This is a genomic window from Streptomyces sp. BV286, from assembly GCF_019090165.1.
In the GTDB taxonomy this organism is placed as follows: Bacteria; Actinomycetota; Actinomycetes; order Streptomycetales; family Streptomycetaceae; genus Streptomyces.
The window spans coordinates 79,354-96,633 of sequence record NZ_JAHRIB010000100.1 but is presented as its reverse complement, the minus strand read 5'-3'; the positions used below and the strand labels follow the sequence as shown (position 1 = coordinate 96,633).

The 17,280-nt window shown below is 69.0% G+C and carries 18 protein-coding genes; 17 read left to right on the top strand and 1 reads right to left on the bottom strand.

Features of this window, described 5'->3' with window-relative positions; all coding sequences use genetic code 11:
• Nucleotides 1-224 precede the first annotated feature (224 nt).
• The 6 genes from arc to prcA all read left to right on the top strand — a co-directional run bounded on the left by arc (nt 225) and on the right by prcA (nt 6,330).
• Entirely contained in the window at nt 225-1,991 is a 1,767-nt protein-coding gene (gene arc, locus KUF83_RS13830) for a proteasome ATPase (protein ID WP_217454958.1), read from the top strand.
• A 233-nt stretch (nt 1,992-2,224) separates the two neighbouring features.
• The gene (gene dop, locus KUF83_RS13825) at nt 2,225-3,736 is read left to right on the top strand and encodes a depupylase/deamidase Dop (RefSeq protein ID WP_217454957.1); all 1,512 of its coding nucleotides are present in this window, start codon (nt 2,225-2,227) and stop codon (nt 3,734-3,736) included.
• A 155-nt stretch (nt 3,737-3,891) separates the two neighbouring features.
• Nucleotides 3,892-4,107 (top strand): ubiquitin-like protein Pup, encoded by a 216-nt coding sequence (locus KUF83_RS13820; protein WP_030932625.1) that lies wholly within the window; start codon nt 3,892-3,894, stop codon nt 4,105-4,107.
• Nucleotides 4,016-4,729, top strand: coding sequence for an endonuclease VII domain-containing protein (locus KUF83_RS42605; RefSeq protein ID WP_308402993.1), 714 nt, complete (start codon nt 4,016-4,018; stop codon nt 4,727-4,729). Before KUF83_RS13820 ends, KUF83_RS42605 begins: the two co-directional genes overlap by 92 nt.
• The gene (gene prcB / locus KUF83_RS13810; RefSeq protein WP_217454956.1) at nt 4,681-5,526 is read left to right on the top strand and encodes a proteasome subunit beta; all 846 of its coding nucleotides are present in this window, start codon (nt 4,681-4,683) and stop codon (nt 5,524-5,526) included. Before KUF83_RS42605 ends, prcB begins: the two co-directional genes overlap by 49 nt.
• A 57-nt stretch (nt 5,527-5,583) precedes the next feature.
• A complete protein-coding gene (gene prcA, locus KUF83_RS13805; protein ID WP_217454955.1) occupies nt 5,584-6,330 on the top strand; it encodes a proteasome subunit alpha in 747 nt (248 codons plus the stop codon).
• 210 nt (nt 6,331-6,540) lie between these two features.
• Here prcA and KUF83_RS13800 read toward each other — a convergent pair whose 3' ends face one another.
• Nucleotides 6,541-7,557, bottom strand: coding sequence for a LacI family DNA-binding transcriptional regulator (locus tag KUF83_RS13800; protein WP_217454954.1), 1,017 nt, complete (start codon nt 7,555-7,557; stop codon nt 6,541-6,543).
• A gap of 138 nt (nt 7,558-7,695) precedes the next feature.
• On the opposite strand from KUF83_RS13800, the gene KUF83_RS13795 reads away from it, so the two are divergent.
• From KUF83_RS13795 to KUF83_RS13745, 11 genes are all read left to right on the top strand, one after another.
• The gene (locus KUF83_RS13795; RefSeq protein ID WP_217454953.1) at nt 7,696-8,955 is read left to right on the top strand and encodes an MFS transporter; all 1,260 of its coding nucleotides are present in this window, start codon (nt 7,696-7,698) and stop codon (nt 8,953-8,955) included.
• A 9-nt stretch (nt 8,956-8,964) separates the two neighbouring features.
• The gene (pafA, locus tag KUF83_RS13790; protein ID WP_217454952.1) at nt 8,965-10,326 is read left to right on the top strand and encodes a Pup--protein ligase; all 1,362 of its coding nucleotides are present in this window, start codon (nt 8,965-8,967) and stop codon (nt 10,324-10,326) included.
• Nucleotides 10,327-10,491: 165 nt separating this feature from the next.
• Nucleotides 10,492-11,499 carry an FKBP-type peptidyl-prolyl cis-trans isomerase gene (locus KUF83_RS13785; RefSeq protein WP_217454951.1) on the top strand — a complete coding sequence of 336 codons (1,008 nt, stop codon included), beginning with the start codon at nt 10,492-10,494 and terminating at the stop codon, nt 11,497-11,499.
• An 85-nt stretch (nt 11,500-11,584) separates the two neighbouring features.
• Nucleotides 11,585-11,956, top strand: a complete 372-nt coding sequence (locus tag KUF83_RS13780) for an FKBP-type peptidyl-prolyl cis-trans isomerase (RefSeq protein WP_217454950.1) — start codon at nt 11,585-11,587, stop codon at nt 11,954-11,956.
• Nucleotides 11,957-12,165: 209 nt separating this feature from the next.
• Nucleotides 12,166-13,119 (top strand): YafY family protein, encoded by a 954-nt coding sequence (locus KUF83_RS13775; protein WP_217454949.1) that lies wholly within the window; start codon nt 12,166-12,168, stop codon nt 13,117-13,119.
• A gap of 15 nt (nt 13,120-13,134) precedes the next feature.
• Nucleotides 13,135-14,265, top strand: a complete 1,131-nt coding sequence (locus KUF83_RS13770) for a YafY family protein (protein WP_217454948.1) — start codon at nt 13,135-13,137, stop codon at nt 14,263-14,265.
• Nucleotides 14,266-14,276: 11 nt separating this feature from the next.
• Nucleotides 14,277-14,564: a hypothetical protein gene (locus KUF83_RS13765; RefSeq protein WP_217454947.1), complete on the top strand. Its 288-nt coding sequence runs from the start codon at nt 14,277-14,279 to the stop codon at nt 14,562-14,564.
• A gap of 10 nt (nt 14,565-14,574) precedes the next feature.
• Entirely contained in the window at nt 14,575-14,769 is a 195-nt protein-coding gene (locus KUF83_RS13760; RefSeq protein ID WP_217454946.1) for a hypothetical protein, read from the top strand.
• Between the two features lie 236 nt (nt 14,770-15,005).
• The gene (gene tatA, locus KUF83_RS13755) at nt 15,006-15,290 is read left to right on the top strand and encodes a Sec-independent protein translocase subunit TatA (protein ID WP_217454945.1); all 285 of its coding nucleotides are present in this window, start codon (nt 15,006-15,008) and stop codon (nt 15,288-15,290) included.
• Between the two features lie 47 nt (nt 15,291-15,337).
• On the top strand, nt 15,338-16,300 hold the full coding sequence (tatC, locus tag KUF83_RS13750; RefSeq protein WP_217454944.1) for a twin-arginine translocase subunit TatC: 963 nt from the start codon (nt 15,338-15,340) through the stop codon (nt 16,298-16,300).
• A gap of 31 nt (nt 16,301-16,331) precedes the next feature.
• Nucleotides 16,332-17,222, top strand: a complete 891-nt coding sequence (locus KUF83_RS13745) for a diacylglycerol kinase (protein WP_217454943.1) — start codon at nt 16,332-16,334, stop codon at nt 17,220-17,222.
• Nucleotides 17,223-17,280: the final 58 nt, after the last annotated feature.

Sequence of the window (17,280 nt, the reverse complement as noted above, 5' to 3'; positions counted from 1 at the left end):
CCCGAACACGGAGGAATCGGGCCAGCTCTGACGGGTGTTGAACACTTCGACCCTACCTCCGTCGGCTTCCGCGTCGTGTTGGGTGGGTATTCCACTGGCGTGAGGGAGAGCGCAAGGGTGAAGATCGGACACACCCCGACCGTCTTTTGATCTAGGGGTTTCAATCGACACCCACCCAGGTAGGGTCTGGAAGCGTCCAGCTCCCCTTGGAGGAGGTGAGGACCGTGGCAGCCCACGACGACGACATGAACCGCGGCAACCGCCCGGGACGAGGGTCCGACGACCCGTCCGGGCAGATTGCCTACCTTGAGCAGGAGATCGCCGTCCTGCGGCGCAAGCTCGCCGACTCTCCGCGACACACGAGGATTCTCGAAGAGCGGATCGTCGAGCTGCAGACCAACCTGGCCGGTGTGTCCGCACAGAACGAGCGGCTCGCGGGCACCCTCCGAGAGGCCCGCGACCAGATCGTGGCACTCAAGGAGGAGGTCGACCGGCTCGCACAGCCGCCGGCCGGATTCGGGGTCTTCCTCGAGGCGAACGAGGACGGCACGGCCGACATCTTCACCGGGGGCCGCAAGCTCCGGGTGAACGTCAGCCCCAGCGTCGAGCTCGAAGAGCTCCGGCGTGGCCAGGAAGTGATGCTCAACGAAGCTCTCAACGTGGTCGAGGCCATGGAGTACGAGAGCGTCGGCGACATCGTCACCCTCAAGGAGATCCTCGAGGACGGCGAGCGCGCACTCGTACAGGGACACACCGACGAGGAGCGGGTGGTCCGGCTCGCCGAGCCACTGCTCGACGTGGTCATCCGCCCCGGCGACGCCCTCCTGCTCGAACCGCGCTCCGGATACGTCTACGAAGTCGTCCCCAAGAGCGAGGTCGAGGAGCTCGTCCTCGAAGAGGTCCCCGACATCGGCTACGAGCAGATCGGCGGTCTGGGCGGCCAGATCGAGATGATCCGCGACGCGGTCGAGCTCCCGTACCTCTACCCCGACCTGTTCAAGGAGCACGAACTGCGGCCGCCCAAGGGCGTCCTGCTGTACGGGCCCCCCGGATGCGGCAAGACGCTCATCGCCAAGGCCGTCGCCAACTCGCTGGCCAAGAAGGTCGCCGAGGTCACCGGCCAGGCCCAGGGCAAGAGTTTCTTCCTCAACATCAAGGGCCCCGAGCTCCTCAACAAGTACGTCGGCGAGACCGAGCGGCAGATCCGCCTCGTCTTCCAGCGTGCTCGTGAGAAGGCCAGCGAGGGCACCCCCGTCATCGTCTTCTTCGACGAGATGGAGTCCCTCTTCCGCACCCGCGGATCCGGCGTCAGCTCGGACGTGGAGAACACCATCGTCCCCCAGCTGCTCGCCGAGATCGACGGCGTGGAAGGCCTGCAGAACGTGGTGGTGATCGGCGCCTCGAACCGCGAGGACATGATCGACCCCGCCATCCTGCGCCCCGGACGACTCGACGTGAAGATCAAGATCGAGCGCCCGGACGCCGAAGCCGCGAAGGACATCTTCGGGAAGTACCTCACCGAGCGCCTCCCGCTGCACTCCGACGACCTCGGCGAGCACGGCGGCAGCAGGTCCACCACGGTCACCAGCATGATCCAGTCCGCCGTCGAGCACATGTACACCGAGTCCGAGGAGAACCGCTTCCTCGAGGTCACGTACGCCAACGGCGACAAGGAAGTCCTGTACTTCAAGGACTTCAACTCCGGCGCCATGATCGAGAACATCGTCGGACGCGCCAAGAAGATGGCCATCAAGGACTTCCTCGAGCACAACCAGAAGGGTCTGAGGGTCTCCCACCTGCTCCAGGCCTGCGTGGACGAGTTCAAGGAGAACGAGGACCTTCCCAACACCACCAACCCGGACGACTGGGCCCGGATCTCCGGCAAGAAGGGCGAACGGATCGTCTACATCCGCACGCTCATCACCGGAAAGCAGGGCGCGGACACCGGACGCTCCATCGACACGGTGGCGAACACCGGTCAGTACCTGTAAAAGACAGGGTGGCTGCGGGTGCCCTCACTGGGTACCCGCAGCCGACTGTTTTCCAGGGCACAGCTGGAGCGAGCAATGACGCAAATGATCTCCCCACCAGCGCAAAGGCGCTCTAGGCTCTTCGGTACCGCCGAGTCGCGCAGTGCGGGGACGGGCACCGCACACGCACCGGAGCGCCAGCGGTACTTGAGCGGCGTCCCCGACCGAGGACGCCGCCGGGCAAGGAGGGCCGCATGACCGTACGGCGAGTAATGGGCATCGAGACGGAGTACGGGATCTCCGTCCCCGGCCACCCCAACGCCAATGCCATGCTCACCTCGTCCCAGATCGTCAACGCCTACGCGGCGGCGATGCACCGGGCCCGGCGGGCCCGCTGGGACTTCGAGGAGGAGAACCCGCTGCGGGACGCGCGGGGCTTCGACCTCGCCCGCGAGGCCGCCGACTCCAGTCAGCTCACCGACGAGGACATCGGCCTGGCCAACGTCATCCTCACCAACGGGGCACGGCTGTACGTGGACCACGCACACCCGGAGTACAGCTCCCCGGAGGTGACCAACCCACTGGACGCCGTCCTGTGGGACAAGGCCGGTGAACGCATCATGGCGGAGGCCGCGGAGCGCGCGGCCCAGCTCCCCGGAGCCCAGCCGATCCACCTCTACAAGAACAACACCGACAACAAGGGCGCCTCGTACGGCACGCACGAGAACTACCTGATGAAGCGGGAGACCCCCTTCTCGGACATCGTGCGCCACCTCACCCCGTTCTTCGTCTCGCGCCAGGTCGTCACCGGAGCCGGCCGTGTCGGCATCGGTCAGGACGGGCACGAGCACGGCTTCCAGCTGAGCCAGCGAGCCGACTACTTCGAGGTCGAGGTGGGCCTCGAGACCACCCTGAAGCGCCCCATCATCAACACGCGTGACGAGCCGCACTCGGACGCCGAGAAGTACCGCCGCCTGCACGTGATCATCGGCGACGCCAACCTCTCGGAGATCTCGACCTACCTGAAGCTCGGCACGACCGCCCTCGTCCTGTCGATGATCGAGGACGGCTTCATCGCCGTGGACCTCGCCGTCGACCAGCCGGTGCGCACCCTGCACCAGGTCTCGCACGACCCGACCCTCAAGCGCCTGATCACGCTCCGCAGCGGCCGCACACTCACCGCGGTCCAGTTGCAGATGGAGTACTTCGAACTGGCGCGCAAGTACGTCGAGGAGCGGTTCGGCGCCGACGCGGACGACCAGACCAAGGACGTCCTGGCACGCTGGGAGGACGTCCTGGGCCGCCTGGAGACCGACCCGATGAGCCTGGCCGGCGAACTGGACTGGGTGGCCAAGCGGGAGCTCATGGAGGGCTACCGGCGCCGTGACAGCCTCGACTGGGACGCCGCCCGGCTGCACCTGGTCGACCTCCAGTACGCCGACGTACGCCCCGACAAGGGCCTCTACAACCGCCTGGCGGCCCGCGGCCGGATCAAGCGGCTGCTGGACGAGACCGACGTGGAGCGGGCCGAGACGGCGCCTCCGGAGGACACCCGCGCGTACTTCCGCGGGCGGTGCCTGGAGCAGTACGCGGACGACGTCGCGGCGGCCTCCTGGGACTCGGTGATCTTCGATCTGCCGGGCCGGGACTCGCTCCAGCGCGTTCCAACCCTGGAGCCGCTTCGCGGAACGCGTAATCACGTCAAGGAGCTCCTCGACCGCTGTCGAACGGCAGAAGACCTGGTCAGGGTGCTTTCCGGGCACTGAAACGGCCACCGGACCGATCGCGCCCGACAGGGTGGAAAGGCCACCGTCCGGGAATCATCGAGGTGGTTCCCGGACGTTGTAGGAACTGCGGGGCCGATGTCGGACCCTGCTTGTAGGGTCTGATCAAGAACGTCGAACCGAGCGGGGTGAGGGTTATGGCGACCAAGGACACCGGCGGCGGACAGCAGAAGGCGACGCGCAACACCGAGGAGGTCGAGGAGGCGCCCGAGGCGCAGGCATCCGAAGACCTCAAGGAGCGCCAGGAGAAGCTGAGCGACGATGTCGACTCGGTCCTGGACGAGATCGATGATGTGCTCGAAGAGAACGCCGAGGACTTCGTTCGGAGTTTCGTTCAAAAAGGCGGCGAATAACCTTCGAACCGAAGGCGCCAAAGGGCGAGGGTTGGCAAGTGAAGAAGGTGTGAAGTGGTGCGTTCGGTGCGGCGAGACCAAGCCGGACGCAGCCTTCGCGCCTCGCACCAATCTCGACGGCTTGCAGCACCGGTGCCGTGATCGCGCTGCCGGGTCCGACCGGAAGCGGCAGCAGGCGCTGGGCAGGGCGCTGCCCGCTCGTGGGGCTGTTCCGGAGGGCTCCAAGCACTGTCAAGGGTGTGGCGAGAGTAAGCCGCACTCGGAGCGGCATCGGAGATCCTCGGCCACGGGTGCGTTGGCATCGCGTTGCAGAGCGTGCCGTTCAGTCAGAGATCGCGCCGATCGTCCAAAGCGCGACTGCGGACTCACCGAAGCCGGACGTGACGAGATGATCGCCTCTCAAAAGGGGCTCTGCGTGATCCGTCCAAAGGCCCCGGCTGTTCAGGTGGATCACTGCCACAAGACGGGTAGGGTCCGTGGCGTACTGTGCTTCAACTGCAATTCCGGCCTCGGCCTGTTGAGGGATGACCCCGACGTTGTGTACCGAGCTGCCGACTACCTGGAAGGAAACGCGTGGAAGCCAACACTCGTAGCACCGGGCGTCTACCAGCTGCCTTCCTGACGCCCGGGTCGTCGTCCTTCATGGACTTCCTGACCGAGCATCAGCCGGACATCCTTCCGGGCAACCGGCAGCTGCCCCCCATGAAGGGTGTCATCGAGGCGCCGCACGGGACGACGATCGTGGCCGTCACCTTCGCCGGCGGCGTCGTGCTCGCCGGTGACCGGCGAGCCACCATGGGCAACATGATCGCCCAGCGAGACATCGAGAAGGTCTTCCCGGCCGACGAGTACTCGGCGGTGGGTATCGCCGGTACGGCCGGTCTGGCCGTCGAGATGGTGAAGCTGTTCCAGCTGGAGCTGGAGCACTTCGAGAAGGTGGAGGGCGACACGCTCTCCCTGGAGGGCAAGGCGAACCGCCTGTCCACCATGATCCGCTCCAACCTCGGCATGGCCATGCAGGGCCTGGCCGTGGTCCCGCTCTTCGCGGGGTACGACGTGGACCGGGAGAAGGGCCGCATCTTCTCCTACGACGTGACGGGCGGCCGCTCCGAGGAGAACGGCTACGCGGCGACGGGCTCCGGCTCGATCTTCGCCCGCGGCGCCATGAAGAAGCTCTACGCCAAGGACCTGACCGAAGAGCAGGCCACGACGCTCGTCGTACAGGCGCTGTACGACGCGGCCGACGACGACTCGGCGACCGGTGGTCCCGATGTCGCGCGCCGGATCTACCCGATCGTCACCGTGATCACCGAGGACGGCTTCCGCCGCCTCACCGACGAGGAGTCCTCCGAGATCGCCCGCGCGATCCTGGAGCGGCGCCTGGAGCAGCCCGACGGTCCGCGCGCCGCGCTGCTCTGACGGCGGCCCGCATTTCAAGGTGATCCAGTGACTTCCACAGAAAGGGACGGATAGCCGGTGTCGACGCCGTTCTATGTCTCACCCCAGCAGGCCATGGCCGACCGGGCGGAGTACGCCCGCAAGGGCATCGCCCGTGGTCGCAGCCTGGTCGTGCTGCAGTTCGCCGACGGCATCGTGTTCGTCGGCGAGAACCCGTCCCGAGCGCTGCACAAGTTCAGCGAGATCTACGACCGGATCGGCTTCGCCGCCGCCGGCAAGTACAACGAGTACGAGAACCTCCGGATCGGCGGTGTGCGCTACGCCGACCTCCGGGGTTACACCTACGACCGTGACGACGTGACCGCACGTGGTCTCGCCAACGTCTACGCCCAGACGCTCGGCACGATCTTCTCGTCCGCGGCCGAGAAGCCGTACGAGGTGGAGCTGGTCGTCGCCGAGGTGGGGGAGACCCCTGACGGCGACCAGATCTACCGGCTTCCGCACGACGGGTCGATCGTGGACGAGCACGGCTCGGTCGCCGTCGGTGGCAACGCCGAGCAGATCAGCACGTATCTCGACCAGCGCCACCAGGACGGGATGTCGCTCGCCGAGGCGCTCAAGCTGGCCGTCCAGGCGCTGTCCCGCGACACGAACGGCAGTGAGCGGGAGATTCCCGCGGAGCGGCTGGAGGTCGCGGTGCTGGACCGGACGCGTCCGCAGCAGCGCAAGTTCAAGCGGATCGTCGGCCGGCAGCTCGGCCGGTTGCTGGAGGAGGGCGGGGCGTCCACCGCGGCGGAGGCCGAGGACCCCGAAGGCGAGGAGTGACCTCCTCGACGTAGTCGACCTCGGTGTGCCCCGGCCTTCTCAAGGCCGGGGCACACGGGGTTCCGGGGCCCGGTGACAGCGGGCCGAGGGCTGTCCGCCGGCCGTGTGAGGGCTGGTCGCGCGGCTCGCCCCGCCTCCTGCAGGGGGGTGGACGGCCGAGTTGGTCCCGTGCAGGTCGTGGCGCGGGGCGCTCCTGCGGCTCCGTGGGTCCTACGGGGCGCCCGGTGGGGCCGTGGAGCCTCGGACCACCAGTTCCACGGGGATGTCGCCCTCCGCGGGGTCGCGGGCGTCCAGGACCGCCAGGAGGGCCCGCATGCCGCGTTCGCCGAAGAGTTCGGCGTCCAGGCGGACCGTGGTCAGTTCGGGGTCGAGGGCGGTGGCGAGCGCCAGGTCGTCGAGGCCGGTGACGGAGAGGTCCTCGGGGATGCGCAGGCCCAGTCTGCGGGCCGCCTTGTAGGCGCCGGCGGCCAGCTTGTCGTCGTCGCAGACGAGAGCCGTGGGGCGGGGGCCGGGTGCGGAGAGGGCGGCTTCCGCGGCGGCCAGGGCGCCGTCGATGGAGATCGGGGCGGCGGCCGTGCGCAGGTCCGTGCCCGGGACCGCGGCCACGCGCTCGGCGAGTTCGCGGGCGCGAACATCGAAGGTCCAGGACGCGATGTCCGCGGCGAGGTGCAGGAAGCGGCGGTGGCCCAGGGCCAGCAGGTGTTCCGCGACCTGCCGGACGCCGTCGCGGATGTCGAGGTTGACGGTGGCGGCGCCCGTACTGCCGGCCGGGTCGCTGTCGAGCATGACCAGGGGCAGCTGGTCACCGCGGATCGCGGTGAGGGCGTCGGCGGCCATGGAGGAGGCGATGACGCCGTCCAGGGCGGCCTGCGCGGAGGCGAACGGGTCCCGGGCCGGACCGATCCCCTCGGGGGAGGGGTAGAGCACCACGCCGAATCCGTGCTCGGCGGCCACCCGGGCCGCGCCGGTGTACACACCTGCGAAGAACTCCGTCGTCAGGGCGGGCACCACCAGGAGGACGGTTCGGGTGCTGCCCAGGCGGAGGTTGCGGGCGGCCAGGTTGGGCCGGTAACCGAGTGCGCGCGCGGCTTCCCGTACGCGTTCCGCCGTCCGCTCGGAGACCCGTCCGCGCCACTTGTCGCCGAGCACCAGGGAGACGGCCGCCTGGGACACCCCCGCGGCCTGGGCGACGTCTCGGCTCGTGGGGCGGGAGCTGCCTGCTGCCACCGTCGACCTGTCTTTCTGCTGGACTCGCGGACAGCGCACATGGTACGTATGACGAACGAGGTTATACGTACAACTTCCGACGCTCGGGACACCGCGGACGGGAATTCACGGGCATCGTGGAGCCGAGAGGGGCAGGACATGGCCGCGGGATACCTGGAGATCCTGAGGACGAGGCATGCCGCACGGCTGCTCGTGGGCACCCTGGTGGGACGGCTGCCGAGCGCGGCCGGTGCCATCGCCGTCGTCCTGTTCATCCGTGCCGAAGGCGGCACCTACAGCCTCGCCGGGGCGCTCGCCGCGGTCTACGGCGTGGCCACCGCCGTGGGGCAGCCGGTGCTCGGCCGTCTCGTGGACCTCTACGGGCAGCCACGGATCCAGCTGCCCGCCGCGCTCGTGTCCGCCCTGGGCATGTCGGTGTTCGCCTTCACCGGCACGCAGTCGCTCCCGCTCGCGTACGCCCTCGTGGCGGTCGCCGGACTCTTCACGCCGCCGCTGGAGGGCGGTCTGCGGGCGCTGTGGCCCGTCGTCCTCCACAAGGAGGGCCAGGTGCACACGGCGTACGCGATGGACGCCGTGGCCCAGGAGGTCATGTTCACCGTCGGGCCGTTGCTGGTGACCCTGTGCGTGTCCCTGTGGTCCGCCCAGGCCGCGCTGGTCGTCCTCAACGTCATCGGTGTGCTGGGCGCCCTCACTGTGGTCGTCTCACGGCCCTCGCGCGCGTGGCGTTCGGCGCCCCGCGAGGCGCACTGGCTGGGCGCGCTGCGTGCGCCCGGACTCATCGCCCTGCTCGGCGCGTTTCTTTTTGTCGGTATGGCGCTCGGCTCCATCACGGTCGCGGGTGTGTCGTACGCGGACGACCACGGCGGTGACGTGACGTACGGCTGGCTGATGGCCGCGATCGGGCTCGGCGCGCTGGTGGGCGGCACGGTCTACGGGGCACGGCAGTGGTCCGGCGCGCCGGAGCGGCGACTGCGGGTGCTGGTCGCCCTGCTGGCGGTGTGTTACCTGCCGCTGATGCTCATGCCCGACGTGGTCGCGATGACCGCGCTGGTCGCTCTCGCGGGTGTCTTCCTGGCTCCGTGCATCGCGTGCGCGTTCATCATCGTGGACCGGCACGCGCCGAGGGGCACGGTCACCGAGGCGTTCTCCTGGCTGGTGACGACGTTCACCGTGGGAGCGTCGGTCGGAACGGGCCTCGCGGGGCCGGTCGTGGAGTGGGGCGGAGCGGTGTGGGGCTTCGCCGTTCCGGGCGCCGCGGGGGGTGCCGCGCTGCTCGTTCTGCTGGCCACGGGGCGGGTCCTCGCAGCTACGGGCGGCGGTGCGGTGGTTGAGGGAAGTTCGGAAAATGATCGAAACGGTGCTGCCGAACCCCGTTTCAGCACAGGCCATCAGGCGTAATGTTCAGTCATGGACCGCCGCATTTTCGGGCTGGAGAACGAGTACGGCGTCACGTGTACGTTCAGGGGACAGCGGCGCCTGTCTCCCGACGAGGTGGCGCGGTACCTCTTCCGCCGTGTCGTGTCATGGGGCCGCAGCAGCAACGTCTTTCTGCGAAACGGTGCCCGCCTCTATCTCGACGTGGGATCACATCCGGAATACGCCACTCCCGAATGTGACAACGTGACGGAACTCGTCACCCACGACAAGGCCGGCGAACGCATTCTGGAAGGACTCCTGGTAGACGCCGAACGACGCCTGCACGAGGAAGGAATCGCGGGCGACGTCTACCTCTTCAAGAACAACACCGACTCGGCGGGCAACTCCTACGGCTGCCACGAGAACTATCTGGTGGCCCGTCACGGGGAGTTCTCCCGGCTCGCGGACATTCTCATTCCGTTCCTCGTCACGAGGCAGCTCCTCTGCGGTGCCGGCAAGGTGCTGCAGACCCCGCGAGGCGCGGTGTACTGCGTCAGCCAGCGGGCCGAGCACATCTGGGAGGGCGTCTCCTCGGCGACGACCCGCTCCCGGCCGATCATCAACACCCGGGACGAACCGCACGCGGACGCCGAGCGCTACCGCAGGCTCCACGTCATCGTCGGCGACTCGAACATGTCCGAGACGACCATGCTCCTCAAGGTCGGTGCCACCGACCTCGTGCTGCGCATGATCGAGGCGGGCACGGTGATGCGCGACCTGACCCTGGAGAACCCGATCCGGGCGATCCGCGAGGTCAGCCACGACATCACGGGCCGCCGCAAGGTGCGTCTGGCCAGCGGCCGGGAGGCCTCCGCGCTGGAGGTGCAGCGCGAGTACTACGAGAAGGCCGTGGACTTCGTCGAGCGCCGCGGTATCCGTACCGGAGTGGTCGACCAGGTCCTGGAGCTGTGGGGCCGCACGCTGGACTCGATCGAGTCGGAGGACCTCGACCGGATCGGCACCGAGATCGACTGGGTGATGAAGTACCAGCTCATCGAGCGGTACCGCGCCAAGCACAACATGACGATGTCGAACCCGCGCGTCGCGCAGATAGACCTCGCCTACCACGACATCCACCGTCGCCGGGGTCTGTACTACCTGCTGGAGAAGCGGGGCCAAGCCGCCCGGATCTGCAACGACTTGAAGATCTTCGAGGGCAAGTCGGTGCCGCCGCAGACCACTCGGGCCCGGTTGCGCGGCGACTTCATCCGCCGCGCGCAGGAACAGCGCAGAGATTTCACCGTCGACTGGGTCCATCTGAAGCTCAACGACCAGGCACAGCGCACCGTGTTGTGCAAGGACCCGTTCCGTTCCGTCGACGACCGGGTGGAGAAGCTGATCGCCGGAATGTGAGTCACCTTGTGTCCGGACAGGGCACCTCCCGCTCGAGTGAACTCACGAGCGAGGGATTCCGGAACGCAACGCTGGGCGCCGTACGTTTTCCGTACGGCGCCCTTCTCACGTCGTAGAGTTGCGCGCACGCCATCAACCAAGATCGACCGATACGAGGCCCCCACCGTGCGCCGACGCTCACTTCTTATCGCCGTCCCCGCTGGACTGGTCACTCTCGCCGGATGCGGTGACGACGACAAGTCGGACAAGGCACAGTCCAGCGACAGTCCGTCCCCCTCGGCCTCGCCGTCAGGCTCGGCGGCACCCCCGCCGAAGATCGTCGACGGGCCGCTGCCGGGTATCACCGCCGGAGAGAAGTTCGGTCAGAAGCCCACCGTCGCCAAGGGCACCAAGGACCCCTCGAAGGACCTCGCGGTCGAGACGGTCATCGTGGGCACCGGCCAGACGGTCGCGGAGAACGACTACATCCAGGCCCACTACCTCGGCCAGATCTGGTCCTCGGCGAAGGTCTTCGACAACTCCTACGACCGCAAGACGCCGCTGCTCATCCAGCTGGCCCAGGGGCAGATTATCGACGGCTGGCGCTATGCCCTCACGGGCAAGAAGGCCGGCAGCCGCGTCGAGATGGCAGTGCCGCCGACCTGGGGCTACGGCACGTCGGGCAACGAGCAGGCGGGCATCAAGGGCACCGACACGCTGGTCTTCGTCGTCGACATCCAGAAGGTCTTCAACGGCAAGAGCTCCGCCAAGGGGACGGCCGTCGCACAGGACAACATCGACCTGCCGAAGGTCGGCACCAACACCGACGGCAAGGCCCCGTCCATCGACGTACCGAAGAAGACCGCGCCGAAGAAGCTCGTCGCGAACTACGTCCTGGAGGGCGACGGGGACGAGGTCGGCGCGAGCGACACCGTCCTGGTCCAGTACAAGGGCGTGCTGTGGGCCGACGGCAAGGAGTTCGACTCCACGTACAGCCGCGGACAGCTCACCTCGTTCTCGTTGCAGCAGGTCGTCAAGGGTTGGGCGCAGGGTCTGACCGGCAAGAAGGTCGGCAGCCGCGTCCTGATCGTGGTTCCGCCGGCCCTCGGCTACGGCGACAGCCCGCCGCAGGGCAGCGGCATCAAGAAGGACTCGGTACTCGTCTTCACCGTCGACATCCTGGCGAAGATGTAACCGCTCCGGGGATGCAAGACTGTCCGCGTTGCCTTGTTGTACGAAGGCGCCGCAAACATGCCGCAAACAAGCAGGAGCCAGAAACGTGAGCATCGAGAAGCCCGAGATCGACTTCCCGGGCGGCGAGCCCCCGGCGGACCTCGAGATCAAGGACATCTGGGAGGGCGACGGCCCGGTGGCCAAGGCGGGCGACACCGTCTCCGTCCACTACGTCGGTGTGGCCTTCTCCACGGGTGAGGAGTTCGACGCGTCCTGGAACCGCGGTACGCCGCTCAACTTCCAGCTGGGCGTCGGCCAGGTCATCGCGGGCTGGGACCAGGGCGTGCAGGGTATGAAGGTCGGCGGCCGCCGCCAGCTGATCATCCCGGCGCACCTCGCGTACGGCGACCGCGGTGCCGGTGGCCGTATCGGTCCCGGTGAGACGCTGATCTTCGTCTGTGACCTGGTCGGGGTCTGAGTTCTCCGCGAGAACCGGCCGCGGGGACTCCGCGGTCCGATCATCATGAAGTCCGGATCACGGTCCGGTCGTCGTACGCCGCGTGATCACGATCCGACGGGATTCGATCACTTGGGGCCCATGCCTGTCCGGGCATGGGCCCTCGGCTTTTGCCGCGACACCCCGGGGCGGTACGGTCATCGGTCGGAAGCACCATAGGAAGGGCGTCGATGGCCATTGCCAAGGCGGAGCGGCTGATGAACCTGGCGCTGTGTCTGCTCGGGACGCGGCGACCGCTCAGCAAACGTGAGCTCCGTGAGTCCATCGAGGCCTATCTGGAAGCCAGTTCGGACGACTCCTTCAACCGGATGTTCGAGCGGGACAAGGACGATCTGCGCGAACTCGGCCTGGTCATCGAGACGGTGGAGAACCTCGACGGCGAGATCGGGTACCTGGCCCGCCGCGACAGCAACCGTCTGCCGCCCATCACGCTCGACGCCGAGGAGGCCGCCGCCCTCGGTCTCGCCGCCAAGGTGTGGCAGCAGGCCCGCCTCGCGGGCGCGGCGAGCGGCGCCCTGCAGAAGCTGCGCGCCGCGGGTCTGCCGGAGGGCGTCGACCCGTACGAGCCGCACGGCGCGCTGGAGCCGCGCATCCCCGTGCACGAGGCCGCCTTCGAGCCGCTGATGCTCGCCTGCCGCGACCGGCGCCCCGTCACTTTCGACTACCGCAAGGCGAGCGCGGCCCGCCCCGGACCCCGCAACGTCGAGCCCTGGGCGCTCGAGTGCTGGCGCGGTCACTGGTACCTGGCCGGCTGGGACCGCGACCGGGGAGCCGAGCGTGTCTTCCGGCTGTCCCGGATCACGGGCAAGGTCCGTACCCGCAGTGGCACGTACACGGCCGAGGTGCCCGACGTCGTGACCGTGCGGGAGACCGTCGCGGGCTGGGCGGGGGACATCACCGACCGCACGGCGCTGATCCGGCTGCGGACGGGCTCGGGCTACCCGCTGCGCGCCAAGGCTGCCTCCGTTCGGGAACTCGGCGACGGCTGGGACGAGTTGGAGATTCCGTACGGGCACGGCCTGGACGCCTGGCTCGTGGAGTTCGGGCCGGACGTGGTGGTCCTGGAGCCCGCCGAGCTGCGGGCCGACGTCGTGGACCGGCTGCGCGCAGTGGCCAAGGGCTGAGGGGGACGTAGGAAAGTGGTAGGAAAACCGGCCAGGCCCACGAACGCGATCGACCAGACCCGGCGGATGCTCTCCCTGGTGACGTATCTGCGCGAGCGCCCCGGCGCGCGGGTGGAGGACGTGGCCCGGGCCTTCGGGATCACCGAGGACGAGCTGATCTCCGACCTCGACGTGCTGCCGCTGTGCGGGACCAGCTTCCGGGGCGGCGACCTGCTCGACATCGACACCGACGGCGACCGGATCTGGTGGCACAACCCGGACGACGTCGCGGAGCCGCTGCGGATCGCCGCCGACGAGGCGACCGCGCTGCTGGTGGCCGCGCGGGCCGTCTCGACCCTGCCGGGTCTGCGCGAGGGGGACCGGCAGGCGCTTTTGCGGGCCACCGCGAAGGTGGAGGCCGCCTCGGGCGAGGCGGCCGGCGCCAGCTCCCGGCTCTCGGTCACCTTCGAGGCGGAGGGCGGGGTCTTCGCGGACGTAGACCGGGCGATCTCCGAGCGGCGCAGGCTGTGGATCCGCTACTACTCACCCTCGCGGGACGAGCTGTCCGAGCGTGAGATCGACCCGATCCGCCTGGTCAGCGTGGGGCACACCTATGTGGAGGCCTGGTGCCGCCGCTCGGAGGCCCGGCGCACCTTCCGGCTCGACCGGGTCGCCGAGATCAAGATCCTCGACGAGCCGTCCGCGCCGCCCGAGATCGAGCTGCGGGACCTCTCGGAAGGGCTGGTGCAGCCCGCGGCCGAGGACCCGGAGGTCGTCGTGGAGGTCGGTCCCGGCGGGCGCTGGGTCGCCGAGTACTACCCCCACGACAGCGCCGAGGAGCTGCCGGACGGCGGGCTGCGGATCACCCTGCGCACCCCCGAACCCGCGTCGCTGCGCCGCCTCGCCCTGCGGCTCGGGGGTGACGGCCGGATCGTCTCGCCGCCGGAGGTCGCGGACAGCGCCCGCCGGGCAGCCCGGGAGGCTCTCGCCGCCTACGACGGTCCGCAGGGCACGTACGACGACGGGGACCGGCCGCAGGATCGCCCCGGTGCGCCGCACGGCGGCGGTCCGGGGGGTCCGCCCGGCGGCGTGGGAGCGCAGCGCCCGGACGGCGGGCCGCACGGAGTTCATGACGGGCTGTACGGCAGGCAGGAGCAAGGGCTTTGAGCGGGTCGGCGATGTCTGGTACGAGCGAAATGTCCGTAGCATCCGCATTTTCGGGGATGACGAGAGTGGATCCCGTGGTCTTCAAGGCCGCGTGCCCCGACTGCCGGGTCGGTTTCGAACTCTCCGCGAGCGCCCTGCGCCTGGTCATCGGCGCCACACATCGGACCACCTTCTACTCCTTCACCTGCCCGGAGTGCGGCGCGGCGGTCCGCAAGCCCGCCGGGGAGCGCATCGTCGAACTCCTCACCGGCGGAGGGGTGCGGGCCCTGCGCCTGCACGCCACGGTCCGAGGGGCTTAGGGTCGACCCCATGTTCTGGCCGATGTTCGCGATCGCTGTGGGTTTCCTGGGAATCGCCGTCCTCGCTGTGCTCGCCGTCCGTGTCTTCCTGGAAGCGGAGCGTCTGGGCAGGCAGGTCGGCGAATCCGCACGTCGGATCAACCGCGCGGCCGAGGACCTGGAGCACGCCTCGGCAGGCGCGGCCCGCGCCGCGGACGCCCTCTGAGCCCTCCCGCCCCCGCGCTTTGGGTCACTCCGACCTGTCAACTTCGCAGGATCGGCAGGTACGCTGCTGGTCGCGGCCCGGAGAGCGAGGCGCGGACCGCGAACCGGGAGTACGCACAGGGATTGCCCCGCGTTTACCCCTGAGCGTTACGATCGCTGTCAGCACGATCCTCGGACAGACGTCCGACCGGTCGGGCAGCAACCCACCACGCCGCCTCGGTGAGAAGGTAAAAGCTTATGTTCGGAAGGCTCGGCGCTCCCGAGATCATTCTCATCCTCGTCGTCATCATCCTGCTGTTCGGCGCGAAGAAGCTTCCGGACATGGCCCGCTCGCTGGGCAAGTCCGCCCGCATCCTCAAGAGCGAGGCCAAGGCGATGAAGTCCGAGGGCAAGGACGACAGCGCCACCGCGGCCGCCCCGCCGCACGACGACCAGCAGCCCCAGCGCACCATCCAGGCCGCGCCCGGCGACGTGACCAGCTCGCGCCCGGTCAGCGAGCCGACGGACACGACCAAGCGCTGACGCAGGGCCGGTGACCTCCGGCCCGCCGCACGAGATGGGAACGTGGGTTGCTGAAGTCCGCCCGCAAGAAGGAAGAGAAGGATCCGGAGGGGCGGATGCCCCTCGCGGAGCACCTTCGTGAGCTCCGCAACCGGCTCGCGAAGGCGATGCTGGCCATCGTCCTCGTCACGGTCGTCGCCGCGTTCTTCTACAACGACATCATCAACTTCTTCACGGAGCCGATCCTCAAAGAGGTCGGCTGCGACAAGACCTTCCAGCAGCTGGCGAAGTCGTCGTCCGACGACCCCTGTGCGCAGATCACGATCAACGGCCTGCTCACACCGTTCACGCTGGCCCTGAAGGTCTCGCTGATGGCCGGCATCGTGCTGGCCTCGCCGATCTGGCTCTACCAGCTCTGGGCCTTCGTCGCGCCCGGTCTGCACAAGAGCGAGAAGAAGTACGCCTACGCGTTCGTCGCGTCGGGCGTCCCGCTCTTCCTCGGTGGCGCCTTCTTCGCCTACAAGGTGCTGCCCACCACCGCGAAGGTCCTGATCGAGTTCACGCCGTTCGGTGTCGACAACCTGCTGCCACTGGACGACCTGCTCGACCTCGTGACCCGCATGGTCGTCGTCTTCGGTCTCTCCTTCGAGCTGCCGCTGCTCCTGGCGATGCTCAACATGAGCGGAGTGATCACCGGCAGGCGCATGGCCGGCTGGTGGCGCGGCATGATCATGGGCATCACCGTGTTCGCGGCCGTCGCCACGCCCAGCACCGACCCCCTGACGATGCTGGCGCTCGCCGGACCCATCTGGATCCTGTACTTCGCGGCCACCGCCTTCTCGCTGCTCAACGACCGCCGCAGGGCCCGTCGCGAAGCCGAGGGGCCGGACGACGACGAGGCCTCGGAGCTCGACCTCACCCCCGACGACATCGGCGAGATCGAGTCCGTGTCGGCCACCCGCGCGCTGCCCGCGCAGTCGGACTCCGGTCGGGAGCGGGACCGGGTCAACGGTTACGACGACGTGACCTGACGTCGCCCGACGACCTTGTAGGGTCCGGGCCGTGACCAGCGAGATCACCCTCTTCGTCAACCCCGCCGCGGGACGCGGCCGGGGCGCCCGCGCGGCGCAGCCGGCCGCCTCAGCCCTGCGGGCCGCGGGCTTCTCCGTACGCACGGTCCTCGGGGAGAACGCCGAGGACGCCCTCGCCCGCGCGCGCGACGCCGTGGAGTCCGGCACCGGCGCCCTCGTGGCCGTCGGCGGCGACGGCATGGCGAACCTCGCTCTCCAGGCCGTCGCAGGGACGAGTACGCCGCTGGGCCTCGTCGCCGTCGGCACCGGGAACGACTTCGCGCGCGCCCTGGGGCTGCCCGTGCGCGATCCGGCCGCCGCCGGACGCGTGGTCGCCGAGGCGCTCAAGGAAGCCCGGCTGCGGGACATCGACCTCGGACGGGTGGCGGGCACCTGGTTCGGGACGGTCCTCGCCTCCGGCTTCGACTCGAGGGTCAACGACCGTGGCAACCGCATGCGATGGCCCACCGGACGTTTCACGTACGACCTCGCGATGCTCGCCGAACTCGCCGCCCTCAGGCCCATCCCGTACCGCGTCACCCTGGACGACGGCGAGGTCCGGGAGGTCGAGGCGACGCTGGTGGCCGTCGGGAACGGGCCCGGTTACGGGGGAGGCATGCGGATCTGCCCGGGCGCGGACCTCACGGACGGGCTGTTCGACGTCACCGTGGTCGCCGCGTGCAGCCGCACGACACTGCTCCGCGTCTTCCCCCGGGTCTACAGGGGCACGCACGTCGGTCATCCCAAGGTCACCGTGCACCGGGCCGCGAGGGTCGAGCTGGCCGCGGAGGGGATCACGGGATACGCCGACGGGGAGCCGCTCGGTCCGCTGCCGCTGACCGCGGAATGCGTATCCGGGGCGGTGCGCGTGGCAGGCCCCTGAGCCGCCCTCCGCGCCTCGCCTTTCACGCCCCGGCCGCGCGCCCCGGAACAGGGCGGAC